The organism is Micromonospora sp. B006, from assembly GCF_003408515.1.
GTDB classification, from domain to species: Bacteria; Actinomycetota; Actinomycetes; order Mycobacteriales; family Micromonosporaceae; genus Micromonospora; species Micromonospora echinospora_A.
Window position 1 is genome coordinate 6,563,835 of the sequence record NZ_CP030865.1, and the last position, 19,126, is coordinate 6,582,960.

The following is a 19,126-nucleotide window of genomic DNA, read 5'->3' on the forward strand; positions in this document are numbered from 1 at the left end:
CGCCGTGACGAAGATTCGACGGCCAGAAAGTATTTTCACCGTAAAATAACCCGTCGATGATCACCTACGCTGTAAAACGTCTACGCGCTAGAGGGATGATCGGACGAATTCCTCCAGCCGAGGTTCCAGGACGTCTTCCTCCCTTCGGGTCAAGCCGCATCGATGCTCTTCCGGTGCGGAGATTGAGCAATATTCTGCTTCCAATGTGAAGTCCTGGGGGGGATCAATGATCACATTCGTCGATCGCTGCGTGCCTGTCCTCTGTGGAGCGTATCCCGCTTCCTGATATGGCAGAGCCGATGATTATCAATCGTTTCGGCGCGATCACGGCGGTACACGGCGGACGTCCGGCCCTGCTCGGTGAGACCCACGAGGTCACCTACACCGAGTTGGCCGAGGCGGCCGGCGGGCACGCTGCCGTGTTCGCCGCCGCGGGCCTGCGCCCCGGAGACCGGGTCGCGCTGCTCACCGCGCACGGCGCACCGACCGTCGCGGCGCTGCTCGGCGCCCTGGCCGCCGGGTGCGCGTACGTGCCACTGGACCCGGGCTTCCCGGTCGCGCGGCTGCGCCACATGGTCGGCGCCGCCGGGGTCACCGCCGTGGCGTGCGCCGCCGAGCACCGCGACCTGGCCACGGCGCTGGCCGGTGAGCGTCCGGTCGTGCCGCTGGACGAGGTGCCGCCGGCCCCGCTGCGCCCGGTCGCCGACGACCCGGACGCGCTGGCGTACGTGCTGTTCACCTCCGGCTCCACCGGCGTGCCCAAGGCGGTCGGGCAGACCCACCGCAACCTGGCCCACGTCGTCGACAACCAGATCGCCGCGCTGGCCGTCGGCCCGGACGACCGGCTCAGCCTGCTCGCGTCGTTCAGCTTCGACGCCGCCATCCCCGACCTCTACCCGGCGCTGCTCACCGGCGCCGCCGTCGTCCCGGTCGACCTGCGCCGCCAGGGGCTGGCCCACGCCGTCGAGCAACTCGACCGGCGCCGCGCCACGGTGCTGCACTGCACGCCCACCGTCTACCGCTTCCTGCTCGACACGCTCGGCGCGCGCCGGCTGCCCACCGTGCGGGCCGTGCTGCTCGGCGGCGAGCAGGCCACCTGGACCGACGCGGCACGCGGCCGGGACCGGTTCGCCGCCGGGTGCGTGCTGGTGAACGGCTACGGCGCCACCGAGATGACGTTCGCGGCCCGGCACGTGCAGCGGCTGTCCGGGGTGGAGCCCGACGCCCGCGGGCCGCTGCCGGTCGGCACCGCGTTCCCCGGCTACCGGCTCGACCTCGCCCCGGACACCGGCGAGATCGTCGTCCACAGCCGGCACCTCGCCCCCGGCTACCTCAACCAGGACAGCGACCGGTTCGGCGTCGACGCCGACGGGGTGCCGTCGTACCGCACCGGTGACCTGGGCCGGCTGCTGCCCGGCGGGGAACTGGTCTGCCTCGGCCGGCTCGACCGCCAGGTCAAGGTACGCGGGCACCGGGTCGAGCTGACCGAGATCGAAGCGGTGCTGTCCGCCCAGCCCGGCGTCGCGGGCGTCCGCGCCGTCGTCCGCGACGGCGAGCTGCTCGCGTACGCCCGGCCGGCCGGCGCCCGCCCCGACCCGGCGGCGCTGCGCGCTGCCCTGACCGCGGCGCTGCCCGACTACGCGGTGCCCCGCGCGGTGGTGGTGGTCGACGAGTTCCCGCTCACCGTCACCGGCAAGATCGACGAGCGGGCGCTGCCCGATCCGGTGGCCGAGGTGCCGGCCGAGGCGGCGCCGGCCAGCGGGACCGAGCGGGTTGTGCACGACATCTGGTGCGCGGTGCTCGGCCGCGACGCGGTCGGCCGCACCGACAGCTTCTTCGACGTGGGCGGGCAGTCGCTGCTGCTGGGCCAGGTGCAGCAGCGCCTCGCCGAGCGGTTCGGCGTCCGCCTGCCGATGCTGCGCCTGTTCGACCACCCGACCGTCGCCGCCCAGGCCGCGCTGCTCGACGCCCCGTCCGAGGCGGTCCGCGCGCCGGTGCTGCCCGCGCCCGCCGCGCCGCTGCGCGCCGCCCGGGAGTACACCGGCGACGAGATCGCCGTGGTCGGCGTCGCCGGGCGGTTCCCCGGCGCGCCCGACGTGGCGACGTTCTGGTGGAACCTGTGCACCGGCGTCGACTCGGTGCACGACCACACCGACGAGGAGCTGACCGCGCTCGGCGTCGGCCCCGGCCTGCTCGCCGACCCCCGGCACGTACGCGCCACCGGCCGGCTCGACGGGGTGGCCGACTTCGACGCCGAGTTCTTCGGCTTCGGCGCCGACGAGGCCGCCCGCACCGACCCGCAGCACCGGCTGTTCCTGGAGACCGCCTGGGAGGCGCTGGAGGACGCCGGGCACGACCCGTCGCGCTTCCCCGGCCTGGTCGGCGTCTACTCCGCCACCTCGGCCAACCGCTACTTCCTGTTCCACCTCATGGACAACCCGGCGGTGGTCGGCGACGTCGACCCGGACGACTGGGAGGCCCGGCTCGTCGGCCGCCAGTTCACCGACCACCTGCCCGGGCAGGTGGCCTACCGGCTCGGCCTGACCGGCCCGGCGATGGCCGTACAGTCCGCCTGCTCCAGCTCGCTCGTCGCGGTCTGCCTGGCCGCGCAGAGCCTCGCCGACTACCAGTGCGACCTGGCCCTGGCCGGCGGGTCCACAGTGACGTGGCCGCGGCACCGGGCGGGCGGGCTCACCTCGCCCGACGGGCGGTGCCGCGCCTTCGACGAGGCCGCCGCCGGCTCCGGGTTCGGCTCCGGCGCCGGGGTGGTCGCCCTGCGCCGGCTCGCCGACGCGCAGGCCGACGGCGACCGCATCTACGCGATCCTGCCCGGCTGGGCGGTCACCAACGACGGCCCGGACCGGGCCGGATTCGCGGTGCCCGGCCCGGCCGGGCAGGCCGCCGCCGTCGCGGGCGCGCTCGCCACCGCCGAGGTCGCGCCGGGCGAGGTCCGCTTCGTCGAGGGCCACGGCAGCGGCACGCCGCTCGGCGACGCCATCGAGGTCGCGGCGCTGCACGAGGTGTACGCGGGCGCCGCGCCCGCCGAGTCGACAGCGCTCGGCTCGGTGAAGACCAACATCGGCCACCTCGACGCCGCCGCCGGCATCGCCGGGCTGATCAAGGCGGTGCTCGCCGTCCGGCACGGGGTGATCCCGCCGAACCTGCACTTCACCCGCCCGCACCCGGAGATCGACCTGGCGGCCGGACCGTTCTACGTGCCCACCAAGGCGCGGGACTGGCCGGACGGCGCGCGCCGGGTCGCCGGGGTGAGCGCGTTCGGCCTCGGCGGCACCAACGCGCACGTGGTGGTGGAGCAGCCGCCGCCGGCAGAGCCGGCCGACCCGCCCGGCGAGGGGCCGTGGCTGCTGCCGGTCTCCGCGCGCACCCCGGCGGCGCTGCGGGCGGCCCTGGCCCGCCTGCGGACCCACCTGGCCGGCGCCGCGCCGGCGCTGCCCGACGTGGCCGCCACGCTGGCGCTCGGCCGGCGGGCGTTCGCCCACCGGGCGGCGGTGGTCGCCGCCGACCTGCCGGCCGCGCTGTCCGCTCTGGACGTGCTGCTGGACACCGACGCCCGCATCGCCGGTGACGGCGGGCCGCTGCGCGAGACGGCCGCCGACTGGGTCGCCGGGCGCGACGTCGACTGGCACGAGCTGCACCCCGACGGCACGGTGCGACGCACCGGACTGCCCACCTACCCGTTCCAGCGCCGCCGGCACTGGATCGACCCCGTGCAGAAAGGTCCGCGGTGAACTGGTTCGTCTCCGCCGGAAGCCGTCCCGAGGCCCCGGTGCGACTGTTCTGCCTGCCCTACGCGGGGGCCGGCGCCAGCGCGTTCCGGCGCTGGGCGGCCGAGTTCGGCCCGGGCGTCGACGTGACGCCTGTGCAACTGCCCGGCCGGGAGAACCGGATCACCGAGGACCCGCGCTTCAGCGTCGCCGACGTGGCCGACGCCATCGCCTCCCGGGCCGACCGCCCGTACGCGATCTACGGCCACTCGATGGGCGGGCGGCTCGGCTTCGACGTGGTCCGCGAGCTGCGCCGCCCGGGCCGGCCGCTGCCGCTGCGGCTCTACGTCGGCGGCGCCCGCGCCCCGCACGTGCGTACCCCCGGCCCGTTCGACGGCCTGTCCCGGGCCGGCGACGACGAGCTGCTGCGCCGCCTCGGCGAGGGCGGCGGCCTCCCCGCCGAACTGCTCGACCACCCGGAGCTGGTGGAGCTGCTGCTGCCGCTGCTGCGGGCCGACTTCGGCCGCGTCGACGACTACCGCCACGTGCCCGGCGAGCCGCTGCCGGTGCCGATCGTCGTGTTCGCCGGGCGTACCGACCGGGCGGTCACCCGGGACCAGAGCGCGGCCTGGGCCGAGCACACCGCGGCCGGGTTCACCCTGCACGAGCTGGACGGCGGGCACTTCTTCCTGCACGACCGGCTGCCCGAACTGGCCGCGCTGATCCGCGCCGACCTGACCGCCGCGTCCACTGACACCCGCGCCGGCACGCCGGACGCGGGTCCGGACCCGGTGCGCGCCGCCGGCCGCGGGACCGCCGGCGCCGCGCACCGGGTCCCCCTCGGCGACACCGGCTGGTCGGTGTGGCGCGACGCGGTGCTGCGGACCACCGGGTTCCCGGCCGACGGGCTGGAGCTGTTCACCGCGTCCCGGGCCGCCACGGCCGCCGACGAGCTGCTCGCCACCGGCGCGGGTGAGGACCGGTTCGACAAGGAGTTCGAGGAGGCGCTGCGCGCCGGCGCGCGGCGGTTCAGCGAGCTGGCCGCCGACCCGCTGCTGCGCGAGGCGGTCACCTGGCAGAACCGGGGCGCGCTCGTCGCGTTCGACGGGCTGGTGCGCGGCGGCGCCGACGCGGTCCGCAACGTCCGCCGCCGCGACCGGGAACGGGCGCTGCTGAAGTACTGGCAGCGCTACTGCGGCAAGAACGAGACGGTCGGCTTCTTCGGGCCCAGCTGCTGGGTCACAGTCGATCCGGCACAGCCGGAAGTTGCCCGAGTCAACCCCGGCGCCGGGCTGACCCGCCGCCGCTGGGTGTGGTTCGAGTCGTGGGCGCTGACCGCGTACGCCGAACGGATCGGCGCGGACCTGGCGGTCCGCCGCTGGTGGCCGCCGATGCTCCGCCCCCACCTGGCGGTCCGGGACCGGGCCGTGCTGCGGCCCGGACGGCCGCCGCTGACGCTGAGCCCGGTCGAGGCCGAGCTGCTGCGCGCGGCCGACGGGCGGCGCCCCGCCGCCGACCTGGTCAGCGACCCGGCGATCGGGCTGCGCCGCCCCGAGGACGGCTACGCGCTGCTCGACCGCCTGGTGGAGCGGGAGCTGATCACCTGGGACGCGGCCCTGCCGGTGAGCCCGGACGCCGAGCGGGTGCTGGCCGACCGGATCGAGGCGATCGGCGACGAGCCGGCCCGCGCCGCCGCGCGGGCCGGGTTCGACCGGCTGCGCGCCGCCCGTGACGATGTCGCCGCGGCGGCCGGGGACGCGGGCCGGCTGCGCGTCGTCCTGGACGCGCTGGACGCCACGTTCACCGAGCTGACCGGCGTCCCGGCGGCACGCCGGGCCGGACAGATGTACGCCGGACGCACGCTCTGCTACGAGGACAGCGCCCGGGACCTGGACGTGGTGTTCGGCGCGCCGCTGCTGGCCGAGCTGGCCGCCCCGCTCGACGTGCTGCTGCGCGCCGCCCGCTGGCTGGCGAACGCGCTCGCCCGCGCCTATCTCGACGTGCTGCGCGGCCTGTACGAGGAGCTGCGCGCCGAGTCCGGCGCCCCGGTGCCCCTGGCCGACCTGTGGTTCCTGGCCCAGGGCATGTTCTGGGGCGACGGCGAGCGGCCCGTCGACGCGGTGGCGGCGGAGTTCGCCGCCCGCTGGTCCGGGCTGTTCGGCCTGGACACCCTGCCCGCCGGCGCCACCGACGTACGGCTGCGCGCGGCGGATCTCGCCGACCGGGTCGACGAGGTGTTCCCCGGCGCCGGCCCGGAGTGGTCGAACGCCGCCATCCACAGCCCCGACCTGCAGATCTGCGCCACCGACGCGGACGCGCTGCGGCGCGGCGAGTACACGGTGGTGCTCGGCGAGCTGCACGCCGCCTGGTCGTCCTTCGACTGCGCGGTGTTCACGCCGTCGCACCCGGACGTGGAACGGCTGCGCGAGGCGCTGGCCGCGGACCTCGGGCAGCGGCGGGTCCGGCTGCTGTTCCCGGCCGACTGGCCGCGGCGCACCAGCCGTACCGCCGAGTCGCTGACCGGCCCCACCGACCGGCACCTGGCGTTCCTCGACGCGCCGGGCGCCGACCCGGCCCGCGTGCTGCCCACAGTGGACCTGGTCGTCGACGACGTCGACGGCGAGCTGGTCGCCACCGCCTCGGACGGGCAGCGCTGGCCGCTCACCGAGATCTTCGCCGAGCCGTTCAGCGCGCACGCCGTGGACGGCTTCAAGCTGGTCGCCGCCGCGCCGTACACGCCCCGGATCACCGTGGACCGGCTGGTGCTGGCCCGGCAGACGTGGCGGACCACTGTGGGCGAGAGCGGCCTGGCCGTCCCGAACGGCGAGCGTGAGCGCTTCCTCGCCGTCCGGGACTGGCGCCGCCGCCTCGGCCTGCCCGAGCAGGTGTACGTCAAGTTCGGCACCGAGACCAAGCCCTGCTTCGTCGACCTCGCCGCGCCGGCGTTCGCGACCACGCTCTGCGCGATGGCGCGCGCCGCCCGGGTCGACGGCGGCGACGACGTCTCGTTCACGGTGAGCGAGATGCTGCCCGCCCCGGAGCAGGCGTGGGTGCCCGACGGGCAGGGCCGCCGGTACTTCAGCGAGCTGCGCCTGCACATCACCGACGCCCGGCGGGAGGACCACCGGTGAGCCACCTGGTGCCCCTGGGCGACACCGGCTGGTCGGTGTGGCGCGACGTGGTCCTGCGGACCGCCGGTTTCCCGGCCGCCGGGCTGGACCGGTTCGCCGCGCCGGACTGCGCCGCCACCGCGGACGCGCTGCTCGCCGGCGACACCGGCCCCGAGGTGTTCGACAAGACGCTGCGCGAGGCGTTCGCCGAGTCCTCCGCGGTGGCCGGCGAGCTGGCCGCCGACCCGCTGCTGCGCGAGGCGGTGACCTGGCAGAACCCGGACATGCTGATCGCGCTGGACGGGCTGCTGCGCACCGACCCGCAGGTCCGCAACGTGCGCCGCCGCAAGCGCGAGCTGAGCCTGCTGCGCTACTGGCAGCGGTACTGCGGGAAGGCCGAGACCATCGGCTTCTTCGGCCCGGTCTGCTGGGGCACGTTCGACACCACCCGGCCCGGCGTGCGCACGGTGCCCGGTGACGCGCTGGTGCACCGGCGGCGGGTGTACTTCGAGGCGTGGGCGCTCATCGCGTACGCCGACCGGCTCGCCGACGACCTGGCGGTGCGCCGCTGGTGGGCGCCCGCGCTGCAACCGCACCTGACCGTCGCCGGCCGGGAGCTGCGCTGGCCGCTGCACCCGCCGATCGCGCTGACCCCGGTCGAGGCGCTGGTGCTCGGCGCCTGCGACGGCCGCACGCCCGCGCTGGAGCTGGCGCAGCGGCTGTGCGACGCCGGTGAGGTGCACAGCGCCGACGACGTCTACCTGCTGCTGGACCGGTGGGTCGAGCGCGGCCAGCTCAGCTGGGGCGGGAACCTGCCGATCGCGCCCGACGCCGAACTGGTGCTCGAAGCGCGGATCGCCGCGATCGGCGACGAACCGGTCCGCGCCGCGACGGCGGCCGAGTTCGGCCGGCTGCGCGCCGCCCGCGACGAGGTGGCCGCCGCGGCCGGCGACCCGGAGCGGCTCGGCGCCGCGCTCGCCGCGCTCAACGCCGGGTTCACCGCCGTCACCGGGCGCCCCGCCACCCGGCACAGCGGCCAGATGTACGCCGCCCGCACCGTCTGCTACGAGGAGACCGCCCGCGACCTGGAGTTCCAGATCGGCGCGGCAGTCGTCGACGCGCTCGCCGAGCCGCTAGCGGTGGTGCTGCGTACCGCCCGCTGGTTCACAGGCGAGGTGGCCGCCCGCTGCGACGACCTCTTCGTCGAGCTGCACGAGGAGCTGGCCGCCGACGGGAGACCGGTGCGGCTGGCCGACCTGTGGCTGCTGGCCCAGGGCACGCTCGTCTCCCCGGACGGCCCGATCGGCCGGGCCGGCGCGACGCTCACCGCACGCTGGGCCGAGCTGTTCGGCCTGGCCGACCTGCCGGAGGGGCAGGCGGAGCTGCGGCTGCGCGCGGCGGACCTCACCGACCGGGTCCGGGAGCTGTTCCCGGCGACGCGGCCCGGCTGGCCGTCGGCCCGGCTGCACAACCCGGACGTGCAGCTGTGCGCCGACTCGCCGGAGGCCGTCGAGCGCGGCGACTTCCAGCTCGTGCTCGGCGAGCTGCACCCGGCGTCGGTCGCCTTCGACAGCGCGGTGCTCAGCCCGTTCCACCCGGACCCGGCGGCGTTGCGCGCCGACCTCGACGCCGACCTGGGCCCGGTCCGGCTGCGGGTGCTGTGGCCGGACAGCTTCCCCCGCCGCACCACCCGCACCACGTACGCGCTGACCGGCCCGGCGGACCTGCAGCTCGGCATCGACACCGCACACGGCGCGGACGTCGACCGCCTGGTCCCGGCCACCGGCGTGGTGGTCGAGCGGACCGGCGACACGCTCACCGCGGTCTTTCCCGACGGGGCCCGCTGGCCGCTGATGGAGGTCTTCGCCACGCTGCTCGGCGCGCTGCTGCTCGACGCGTTCAAGCTGCTCGGCGCGGCCGCGCACACGCCCCGGATCACCATCGACCGGCTGGTGGTGGCGCGGCGCACCTGGCGCACCACGGCCGGGGCGTGCGGGCTGGGCGGCCACTCCGACGAGTCCGCCCGCTACCTGGCGGTACGCCGCTGGCGCGCCGAGACCGGCCTGCCCGAGCAGGTCTTCGTCAAGGTCGGCACCGAGATCAAACCCTGCTACGTGGACCTGACCGGGCCGCTGTACGCGCAGTCGCTGTGCGCCATGGTCGACGCCGCGCTGCGGACCGGCCCGGACGTGCCCGTCGTGGTCTCCGAACTGCTGCCCGCCCCCGCCGATGCCTGGGTGCCCGACGCCCGGGGCCGCGGCTACGTCAGCGAACTGCGCCTCCAGATCACCGACCCGGCCGAGCACCTTGGAGCACTCCGGTGACCGACACCCTGACCGTCAGCGCCGTCCACGGCACGGACCTGCCGTGGCCGGACGCCACCCTCGTCGACCTGATCACCGCGCAGGCCGCCCGGACCCCGGACGCGGTGGCGGTACGCCAGTGGGACACCCGGCTCACCTACCGGCAGCTCGTCGACCGGGCCGCCGGGGTGGCCGCCGCGCTGCGTGGGCACGGCGTCGGCCGGGGCGACCGGGTCGGCGTGTGCGGCGCGCGTACCCCCGACCTGGTGGTGAGCGTGGTCGGCGTGCTGCTGGCCGGCGCGGCGTACGTGCCGCTGGAGCCGGGCGGTCCCCGGGCCCGGCTGCGCGGCATCGCCCGCGACGCGGGCGTGCGGGTGGTGGTCGGTGACGCGGCGGTGGCCGAGTTCGGCGACGAGCCCGGCGTGGTGGCGCTCGCGCTGCCCGGCCCGGCCCCGCTCGCGCCGTGCCCGGCCCGGCCCGGTGACCCGGCGTACGTGCTGTTCACCTCCGGCTCCACCGGCCGCCCCAAGGGCGTGCTGACCACCCACCGCAACGCCGTCGAGTTCGTCACCGGGGTGAGCGCGCTGACCGGCGCCGACGCCTCGGTACGCAGCCTCGGCATCGCCTCGCTCGGCTTCGACGCGGCCACCATGGACCTGTTCGTGCCGCTCACGCTCGGCGGCGCGGTGCAGCTGCTCGGCGCCGACGACCGGGCCGACCCGGTACGGCTGGCCCGGTTCGTCGCCGAGCACGAGGTCACCTGGGGCTTCATCACCCCGACCGTGCTGTCGCTGCTGGACCCGGCCGGGTTCCCGTCGTGGCGGGTGCTGCTCTGCGGCGGCGAGGCGGTACCGGCTGAGCTGGTCGCCCGCTGGGCGCCGGGCCGGCGGTTCCTCAACGGCTACGGCCCGACCGAGACCACGGTGCTGGCGGTCACCTGCGACCTCACCCCGGCCGACACCGACCCGATGCCGATCGGCCGGCCGCTGCCCAACCACCGGGCGTACGTGGTCGACGCCGACCTGCGCCCGGTGCCGGCGGGGGAGACCGGCGAGCTGCTGATCGGCGGGCCGGGCCTGGCCGACGGCTACCTGAACCGGCCCGGCCTGACCGCCGAGCGGTTCGTGCCCGACCCGTTCGGCGACGTCCCCGGCGAGCGGCTCTACCGCACCGGCGACCTGGTCCGGCAGGGCCCGGACGGCCGGATCGTCTACCTCGGCCGCGCCGACCGGCAGGTGAAGGTGCGCGGCCAGCGCATCGAGCTGGGCGAGATCGAGGCGGTGCTGGCCGCCTGCCCGGGCGTCGAGCGCGTCGCGGTGGAGGCGGTGCCCGGCCCGGCCGACGCCGAGCTGGTCGCGTTCCTCGCGCCGGCCGGCGCGCCCGGCGACGACGAGCTGCGCGCGTACGCGCAGACGCGGCTGACCACCGCGATGCTGCCGGCCCGGACGGTGCGGCTGGACGCGCTGCCGGTCAGCCCGGTCACCGGCAAGCTGGACCGGCCGGCGCTGCGCGAGCTGGCCGCGGCCGCCCCGGCCGGCGTGGACGACGCGCCCACCGACGGCGACCCGGTGACGGTGGCGGTCCGGCGGATCTGGACCCGGCTGCTCGGCGCCGCGCCCGCCCCGGACAGCGACTTCCTCGCCGCTGGTGGCAACTCCATCGCCGCGATGCGGCTGGTCGCGGCGCTGCGCGCGGATCTGGGCCGGCAGGTGGACACGCGGGTGCTGTTCGCCGACCGCACGTTCGCCGCGCTGGTGGACCGGGTCCGCGCCGCCGACCCGGCCGACGCCGACGTGCTGACCACCGGCAACCCGCCCACGCTGTCCCCGCCGCAGCGGCGGTTGTGGTTCATGGACCAGCTCGCCCCGTCCAGCGCGCCCTACAACATCGCCGTCGCGCACCGGCTGCGCGGGCCGCTGGACGTCGCCGCGCTCGGCGCGGCGCTGCGCGCCGTGGCCGAACGGCACGACGTGCTGCGCTGGCGGATCCCGCAGAACGGCGGCGTGCCGTACGCGGTCCGCGAGGAACCGACCGACGTGGCGGTGCCGGTGGTCGACCTGACCGGCGGCGCCGACCCCGACACCGAACTGGCCGGCATGCTCGCGGCCGGCGCCGGGCACGCGTTCGACCTGGCCACCGGCCCGCCCTGGCAGGTGACCGTGTACCGGCTCGCCGCCGAGGAGCACGTGCTCGCGGTCACCGTGCACCACGCGGTCTTCGACGGCTGGTCCGAGGCGCTGCTCTACGACGAGCTGGCGCTCGCGTACGCCCGCGCGCTCGGCCGGTCCGTGCCGGGCCGCCCGCCGCTGCCCGCCACGTACGCCGACTACGCGGTGTGGCGCGCCGACCGGGACCGGCGTCGCGGCGAGGCGGACCTGGCCTGGTGGACCGCGCACCTGGCCGGCGCGCCGACGGTGCTGGACCTGCCCCGCGACCGGCCCCGCCCCGCCGTGCAGACGTACGCCGGCGCGGAGGCCGCGGTACGGCTGGACGCCACCGCCGACCGGGACGTGCGCGACCTTGCCGCCCGGCGCGGCACCACAGTCGCGGCGGTGCTGCTGGCCGCGTTCGGCGAGCTGCTGCGCCGGGTCACCGGCGGCGACGAGCACGTGCTCGGCGCGATCGTCGCCGACCGGCGGCTGGCCGCGTTCGACGAGGTGATCGGCTTCTTCATCGACACCGTGCCGGTGCGGGTCCGTTCCGGCGGCGCGAGCTTCGCCGAACAGGTCGACCGGGCCGCCGCCGAGCTGCACGAGGTCACCGCCCACCCGGGCGCGCCGCTGGAACGCATCGTGGAGTCGCTCGGCGTGGGCCGGGACACCTCACGTGCCCCGTTGGTGCAGGTGCTGTTCAACGTGCTCAACTTCGCCCCGCCCCGGCTGACGCTGACCGGTCTCACGGCCGAGCCGCTGCCGGTGCCCAAGCCCGGCTCACCGTTCGACCTGACCGTCTACGTGGTGGAGCGCGACGGGCGGGCCGGCGTCGAGGTGGTGCACAACCCGGACCTGTTCGAGGCCGAGCGGATCAGCGCGCTCCTGGCCGACCTGGCCGCCCTGGTCGGCGCGCTCGCCGCCGACCCGCACACGCCGGCCGCCGAGGTGGCGCCCGAGCTGCCCCGCCCGGCGGTGCGCGTCGCCGCGCTCGGCGCGATGACTGTCGCCACCGCCGAACCGGCCCGCGCGCCGCTGCCCACCGGCTCGGACGCGCTCACCGGCACCGAGGAGCTGATCGCCGGGATCTGGCGCGACGTGCTCGGCCGGGACACCGTCGGCGTCACCGACAACTTCTTCGACATCGGCGGCCACTCGATGGCCCTCGCCGCCGTGTACGCCCGCCTCACCGAGGCCACCGGCCGCTCGATCACCATGCTCGACCTGTTCCGCCACCCGACCGTGCGGGCGCTCGCCGCCAGCCTCGACGGGGCCGCCGACCGGCCGGAGCTGGCCCGCGCCGCGCTGCGCGCCGCCGCCCGGCGGGGCCGCGCCCGCCGTACCCCGCCACCACGCCGACCTCACCCGTGACGCGATCCCTTGTGAACTGAAGGAACCCCCATGCAGAACGACATTCCCGCCGACGACGGCCTCGAGCCCATCGCCATCGTCGGGCTCGCCGCCCGCCTGCCCGGCGCGGCCGACGTCGACGAGTTCTGGCGCAACCTGGTCGACGGCGTGGAGTCGACGACCGAGCTGACCCGCGAGGAGCAGCTCGCCCGCGGCGCCCGGCCGGAGGAGGTCGACGACCCGGGCTGGGTCAACCGCGCGCCGCTGGTGGACGGCTACGACGAGTTCGACGCCGGCCTGTTCGGGATGACCGCCCGCGAGGCCGAGATCACCGACCCGCAGCACCGGCTGTTCCTGGAGACCTGCTACACCGCGTTGCAGGACGCCGGCTACGACCCGGGCCGCTACGACGGCGCGGTCGGCGTGTACGCCGGCACCGGCGGCAACACGTACCTGCAACGCAACGTGTACCGCAACAAGCGGGTCGGTGGAAACCCGCACGGCGCGGTGTCGCTTGCCACCGGCAACTCGCCGAACTACGTGGCCACGAACGTGTCGTACCGGCTGGACCTGCGCGGCCCGAGCATGACAGTGCACACCGCCTGCTCCACCTCACTGGTCGCGTTCCACCTGGCCTGCGAGGCGCTGCGCAACGGCGAGTGCGACATGGCCCTGGCCGGCGGCGTCAACATCGAGCTGCCGCACGTCGGCTACCTCGGCATGGACGGCTTCACCTCGCCGGACGGGCGGTGCCGGCCGTTCGACGCCGGAGCGAACGGCACGGTGTGGGGCAGCGGCGTCGGCGTGACGCTGCTCAAGCGGCTCTCCGACGCGATCGCCGACGGCGACCACATCCGCGCGGTCGTGCTCGGCAACGCCATCAACAACGACGGCGCCGGGAAGGTCGGCTTCACCGCCCCCAGCATCGACGGGCAGACGGAGGCCATCGCCCAGGCCGTCGCGCTCGCCGGCGTCGACCCGCGCAGCATCAGCTACGTCGAGGCGCACGGCACCGGCACCGCGCTCGGCGACCCGATCGAGATCGCCGCGCTGTCCGCCGTCTACACCAGGGACACCGACGAGCGCGGCTGGTGCGGCATCGGGTCGGTGAAGTCGAACATCGGCCACCTCAGCCAGCCCTCCGGCATCGTCAGTGTGATCAAGACGGTGCTGGCGATGGAGCACGGGCTGATCCCGCCGACCATCAACTACGAGACGCCGAACCCGGCCATCGACTTCGCCGACACCCCGTTCTACGTGGCGAACACGCTGACCAAGTGGGACACCGACGGCGGGCCGCGCCGGGCCGGGGTCAGCTCCTTCGGCATCGGCGGCACCAATGCCCACGTGGTGCTCCAGGAGGCCCCCGCCGCGGAGCGGGACGAGCCGCCGGCCCGCCCGGCGCACCTGCTCCAGGTGTCGGCGAAGACCCCGGCCGCGCTGGACGTCGCCGTGCGGCGGCTCGCCGAGCACCTGGAGGGCGGCAGCGACGTGGCGCTCGCCGACGTGGCGCACACGCTGCGCGTCGGCCGCCAGACGTACGCCCACCGCGCCGCCGTCGTGGCCGGCGACCCGGGCAGCGCCGCCGCCGCACTGCGCGAGCGGCGCAAGGGCCACCGGGGCGTCGCCGACGGACCCGCGCCCCGGGTGGCGTTCCTGTTCAGCGGTCAGGGCTCGCAGTACGCCGGGATGGGCGCCGAACTGTACGCCCAGGACCGGGCGTTCGCCGCCGCCGTGGACGAGTGCGCCGACCTGCTCCGGCCCGAACTGGGCCTGGACATCCGGGACCTGATCCTCGGCCGCGACCCGGACGCGGCGGACAAGCTCACCGAGACCCGCTGGACGCAGCCCGCGCTGTTCACAGTCGAGTACGCCCTCGCCGTCGCGTGGCGGGCCGCCGGGGTCGTCCCGGCCGCGATGATCGGCCACTCCATCGGCGAGTACGTGGCCGCCGCGCTCGCCGGGGTGCTCGACCTCGCGGACGCGCTGCGGGTGGTGGCCGCCCGGGGCCGGCTGATGCACTCCCTGCCGGCCGGTTCGATGCTGGCGGTCACGCTCGACGAGTCGGCGGTGACCGACCGGCTGCCCGCGGGCCTGTCGGTGGCGACGGTCAACGGCCCCGGCACCTGCGTGGTGGCCGGTGAGACCGCCCTGGTGGAGGAGTTCGCCGCGAGCCTGGGCGGCAAGAACAAGTCGAAGCTGCTGCGCACCTCGCACGCGTTCCACTCGCCGATGATGGACCCGATCCTGGACGAGTTCACCGCGCTGATGGCCACCGTGCCGCTGCGCGCCCCGGCGGTGCCGTTCGTGTCGAACGTGACAGGCACCTGGATCACCGAGGCGCAGGCCACCGACCCGGCGTACTGGGCCGCGCACCTGCGCCGCCCGGTCCGCTTCGGCGCGTGCGTGGCCACACTGCTCGCCGAGGGCACCTGGGCGCTCGTCGAGTGCGGCCCCGGCCGGCAACTGGCCAACCTGGCCCGGATGCAGGTCGCCAAGGCCGCCGAGGCGCAGCGCGCCCTCACCCCGCTGGGCAGCCTGCCCGGTCCGGGCGAGCAGACCGGTGACCTGGCCGCGCTGCTCGGCACGGCTGGCGCACTGTGGTGCGGGGGCGTGCCGGTGCGGCTCCCGGCCGACCCGGACGCGCGGCGGGTGCCGCTGCCCACGTACCCGTTCGAGCGGCGCCGCTACTGGATCGACCCGGACCCGGAGCAGGAGGTCGCCGCGGCGCCCGCCGAGACCGGTCCCCGTCCGCTGCCGGAGTGGTTCGCGGTGCCGGTGTGGCGCCAGGCCGCCCCGGCCCGCACGGTCGAGCCGCTGGGCCGCTGCCTGGTGCTGGCCGACGGCCCGCGCGGCGAGGCGCTCGTGGCCGCGTTGCGCGCCGCCGGCGACGACCCGGTCGAGGTACGCGCCGGTGAGGCGTTCTCCGCCGGCCCCACCGGTTTCCGGCTGCGCCCTGGCGTACGCGCCGACGCGGAGGCGCTGGTCGCCGCGCTCGGCGCCGACCTGCCACGCCGGGTCGTGCACGCGTTCGCCCTCGACGGCGAGCCGGCCGGCATCGACCCGGCGGCCGCCTGGACGGCGCAGGAGCGCGGCTTCTTCGGCGCGCTGCACCTGGTGCAGGCGCTCGCCGGTGCCGGTGTGACGGCCGACGAGACGGGCGTACGCCTGGACCTGGTCACCGCCGGCATCGGCGACGTACGCGGCGACGACCTCGTCCGCCCCGAGCACGCCACGCTCGCCGGCCTGGCCCGGGTCCTCCCGGCCGAGCTGCCCGGCCTCACCGTTCGGCTGCTCGACACCGACCCGGCCGCGCGCGGCGTGGCCGCCCTGGTGGCCGAGCTGCGCAGCCCGGTCGACGCCGAGCACCCGGAGGTGGCGCTGCGCGGCGACCGCCGCTGGCTCGGCGGCTACGAGCAGGTGAGCGTGGCCGCCGAGGACGAGCCGGGCGTACTGCGCGAGGAGGGCCGCTACCTGATCACCGGCGGTCTCGGCGGCATCGGCGTCACCCTGGCCGAGGACTTCGCCCGCCGGGCCCGCGCCAAGCTGGTGCTGCTGGCCCGCTCCGGGCTGCCCGAGCGGGACGACTGGGACGCGCACCTGGCGGTGCACGGCGGCGCCGACCGGGCCGGGCGCGCCATCGCGGCGATCCGCCGGATGGAGGCGGCCGGCGCCGACGTGCTGGTGCTGGCCGCCGACGTCACCGACCCGGACGACCTGCGCCGGGTCCGCGACGAGGCCGAGCGCCGGTTCGGCGGGCTCGACGGCATCGTGCACGCCGCCGGCCTGCCCGGCGGCGGCATGGCCGAGGTCAAGGAGCGCGACGAGGCGCAGCGCGTGCTGGCCCCGAAGCTGGCCGGCACGCTCGCGCTGGCCCAAGTCTTCGGCGACCTGCCGCTCGACTTCGTCGTCCTCTGCTCCTCGATCACCGCCGTGATCGGCGGTTTCGGCCAGGTCGACTACTGCGCCGCGAACAACTTCCTGGACGCCTTCGCGCGTTCCGGGGCCGGGTTCCGCGCCCCCGTGGTGTCGCAGAACTGGGGCGGCTGGGCCGAGGTCGGCATGGCGGTCGAGACCGCCGCGCCGGCCGCGTTCCGGGCCGCCGGGCGGGACACCGTGACCACCGCGCTCACGCACCCGGTGCTGACCACCATGGTCGCCGGGCCGGACGGCACGGTGCTGCACGGCCTGGTCGCGGCCGACACCCACTGGCTGCTCGACGAGCACCGGATCGGCGGGGTGCCGGTGGTGCCGGGCACCGCCCACCTGGAGTCGGTGCGCGCCGCGATGGCCGCCGCGCTGCCCGCGCCGGGCCCGGACGCCGCTGTCGAACTGCGCGACGTGGTCTTCCTGGAGCCGTTCTCGGTGCCGGACGGCACTGTGGCCCAGTACCGGGTCGAGCTGACCCCGGCCGAGGACGGCACCGACTTCACTGTCGCCAGCCTCGCCGCCGGCCAGGCGCGTACCCACGTGCGCGGCACCGCCGGGTGGACCACCGAGGCGGCCCCGCCGGCAGCCGTGCCCGCCGTCGCCGGGCGGCGGGTCGACGACGACGCCTCGTTCGGCCGGGGACGCACCAGCATGCTGACGTTCGGCCCGCGCTGGGCGGCGCTGGCCGAGCACCACCTCGCCGACGGCGAGGAGCTGGCCCGCGTGCAGGCGCCCGCCGCCGCGCTCGGCGATCTGCCCTCGTGGGGGCTGCACCCGGCGCTGCTGGACGTGGCCACCGCGTTCGGCCGCGGCCAGGGCTCCGGCACCTACCTGCCGCTGTCGTACGGCCGGATCGTGGTGCGCGGCGCGCTGCCGGCGACGTTCCACAGTCACCTGCGGCACCGGCCCGCCGCCACCGACGAGGTGGTCGCCGCCGACCTGTCGCTGCGCGACCCGGACGGGCGCGAGCTGGTCGCGATCAGCGACTTCGTGCTGCGCCGGGTCGACCAGGGCGCGTTCACCGGCAACCTGGCCGAGGCCCCGGCGGCGGACGCTGACGCCCCGGCGCCGGTGACCGAGGACATCCGCCCGGTCGACGGCGCGGAGGCGTTCCGGCGCAGCCTCGCCGCCGGACTCGGCGCCCAGGTGGTGATCGCCACCCGCACCGTCGCCGACATCCGGCGCCGGGCCGCCCGGGTCACCACCGACAGCATCGCCGAGGAGACCGGCGCGCCGTCCGGCACGTCGGACGGCGCCGGCGGCGGTTCGGCCGCCCCGAGCACCGAGCTGGAGAGGACCATCGCCCAGGTGTGGCGCGACGGCCTCGGCGTCACCGACGTCGGCGTGGACGACGACTTCTTCGCCCTCGGCGGCAACTCGCTGGTCGCCGTGCAGCTGATCGCCGCCATGCGCAAGGCGACCGGGGTGCGGCTGCCGATGCGCAGCCTCTTCGAGACCCCCACGGTGGCCGGCCTGGCCGCCCGGATCGAGGAGCTGCGCGCCGAGGCGCCCGCCGACCAACCGGCCGCCCCGGCGGCGATCCCGGCCATCCCGCGGCTGCCCCGCGGCTGACACCCCGACGCAAACAAGGAGACACCGCACCATGAGCGAGACAACCGCGACGCTGCCGGTGGTCGTCGAGAGCGACGGCCGGGCGCTGACCGACCTGATCACCGCCCGGCGCGCCGAGCTGCGGGACACCCTCGTCGTCAGCGGAGGGCTGCTGTTCCGCGGCTTCGACGTGGGCGGCGTGGACGGCTTCGACCAGGCCGTACGGGCCCTGGCCGGCGAGCCGCTGACCTACACCGAGCGCTCCTCGCCCCGGCACTCCATCAAGGGCCGGGTCTACACCTCGACCGACTACCCGCCGGACGAGGAGATCTTCCTGCACAACGAGAACTCGTACCAGGCGCGCTGGCCGCTGACGCTGTTCTTCTACTGCGTCACGCCGCCGGACAGCCAGGGCGCCACGCCGCTGGCCGACGTGCGCCGGGTGTACGAGCTGATCGACCCGGCGGTACGCGAGGAGTTCGTCCGCCGCCGCTGGATGCTGGTGCGCAACTTCCACGGCGACTTCGGCACCCGCTGGCAGGAGGTGTTCAACACCGAGAACCGCGCCGAGGTCGAGGCGTACGCGGCGGCGAACGGGATCACAGTGGAGTGGGTCGGCAAGGACGGCCTGCGTACCCGCGCGGTCCGCGACGTGGTGCACCACCGGCCGGGATCGGACACCCCGCGCTGGTTCAACCACGCCACCTTCTTCCACCTCAGCACCCTGCCGAAGGACTACCAGGAGGGCCTGCTGGCCATGTTCGGCGCCGACGGGCTGCCGTCGAACACCTACTACGGCGACGGCGGCGAGATCCCCGCCGACGTCATGGACCACCTGCGCGCCGCCTACCGGGCGGCCACGGTCCGCTTCGACTACCAGCGCGACGACGTGCTGGTGGTGGACAACATGACCGCCGCGCACGGCCGGGAGCCGTTCACCGGCCCCCGGAAGATCGCCGTGGCGATGGCCGAGCCGCACACCCCCGAGAACGCAGGAGCGAACTGAC

Annotated in this window: 6 protein-coding genes; all 6 read left to right on the top strand. The window is 76.1% G+C overall.

The features are described 5' to 3' along the window. Nucleotides 1-299: 299 nt before the first annotated feature. From MicB006_RS29445 to MicB006_RS29470, 6 genes are read left to right on the top strand one after another with little or no spacing between them, the layout of a single operon-like run. Nucleotides 300-3,749 (top strand): AMP-binding protein, encoded by a 3,450-nt coding sequence (locus MicB006_RS29445; RefSeq protein ID WP_225980568.1) that lies wholly within the window; start codon nucleotides 300-302, stop codon nucleotides 3,747-3,749. Next, complete coding sequence (locus tag MicB006_RS29450; RefSeq protein WP_116510507.1) at nucleotides 3,746-6,856, top strand: thioesterase domain-containing protein; 3,111 nt, start codon at nucleotides 3,746-3,748, stop codon at nucleotides 6,854-6,856. The genes MicB006_RS29445 and MicB006_RS29450 overlap by 4 nt, the downstream gene beginning before the upstream one ends. Beyond that, on the top strand, nucleotides 6,853-9,159 hold the full coding sequence (locus tag MicB006_RS29455) for a lantibiotic dehydratase (protein ID WP_116510509.1): 2,307 nt from the start codon (nucleotides 6,853-6,855) through the stop codon (nucleotides 9,157-9,159). Before MicB006_RS29450 ends, MicB006_RS29455 begins: the two co-directional genes overlap by 4 nt. After that, nucleotides 9,156-12,659 (top strand): non-ribosomal peptide synthetase, encoded by a 3,504-nt coding sequence (locus tag MicB006_RS29460; protein ID WP_116510511.1) that lies wholly within the window; start codon nucleotides 9,156-9,158, stop codon nucleotides 12,657-12,659. The genes MicB006_RS29455 and MicB006_RS29460 overlap by 4 nt, the downstream gene beginning before the upstream one ends. Before the next feature lie 30 nt (nucleotides 12,660-12,689). Further along, nucleotides 12,690-18,140, top strand: coding sequence for a type I polyketide synthase (locus MicB006_RS29465; protein WP_116510513.1), 5,451 nt, complete (start codon nucleotides 12,690-12,692; stop codon nucleotides 18,138-18,140). Between the two features lie 31 nt (nucleotides 18,141-18,171). Continuing rightward, the gene (locus tag MicB006_RS29470; RefSeq protein WP_116510515.1) at nucleotides 18,172-19,125 is read left to right on the top strand and encodes a TauD/TfdA family dioxygenase; all 954 of its coding nucleotides are present in this window, start codon (nucleotides 18,172-18,174) and stop codon (nucleotides 19,123-19,125) included. The last annotated feature ends 1 nt before the right edge of the window (nucleotide 19,126 follow it).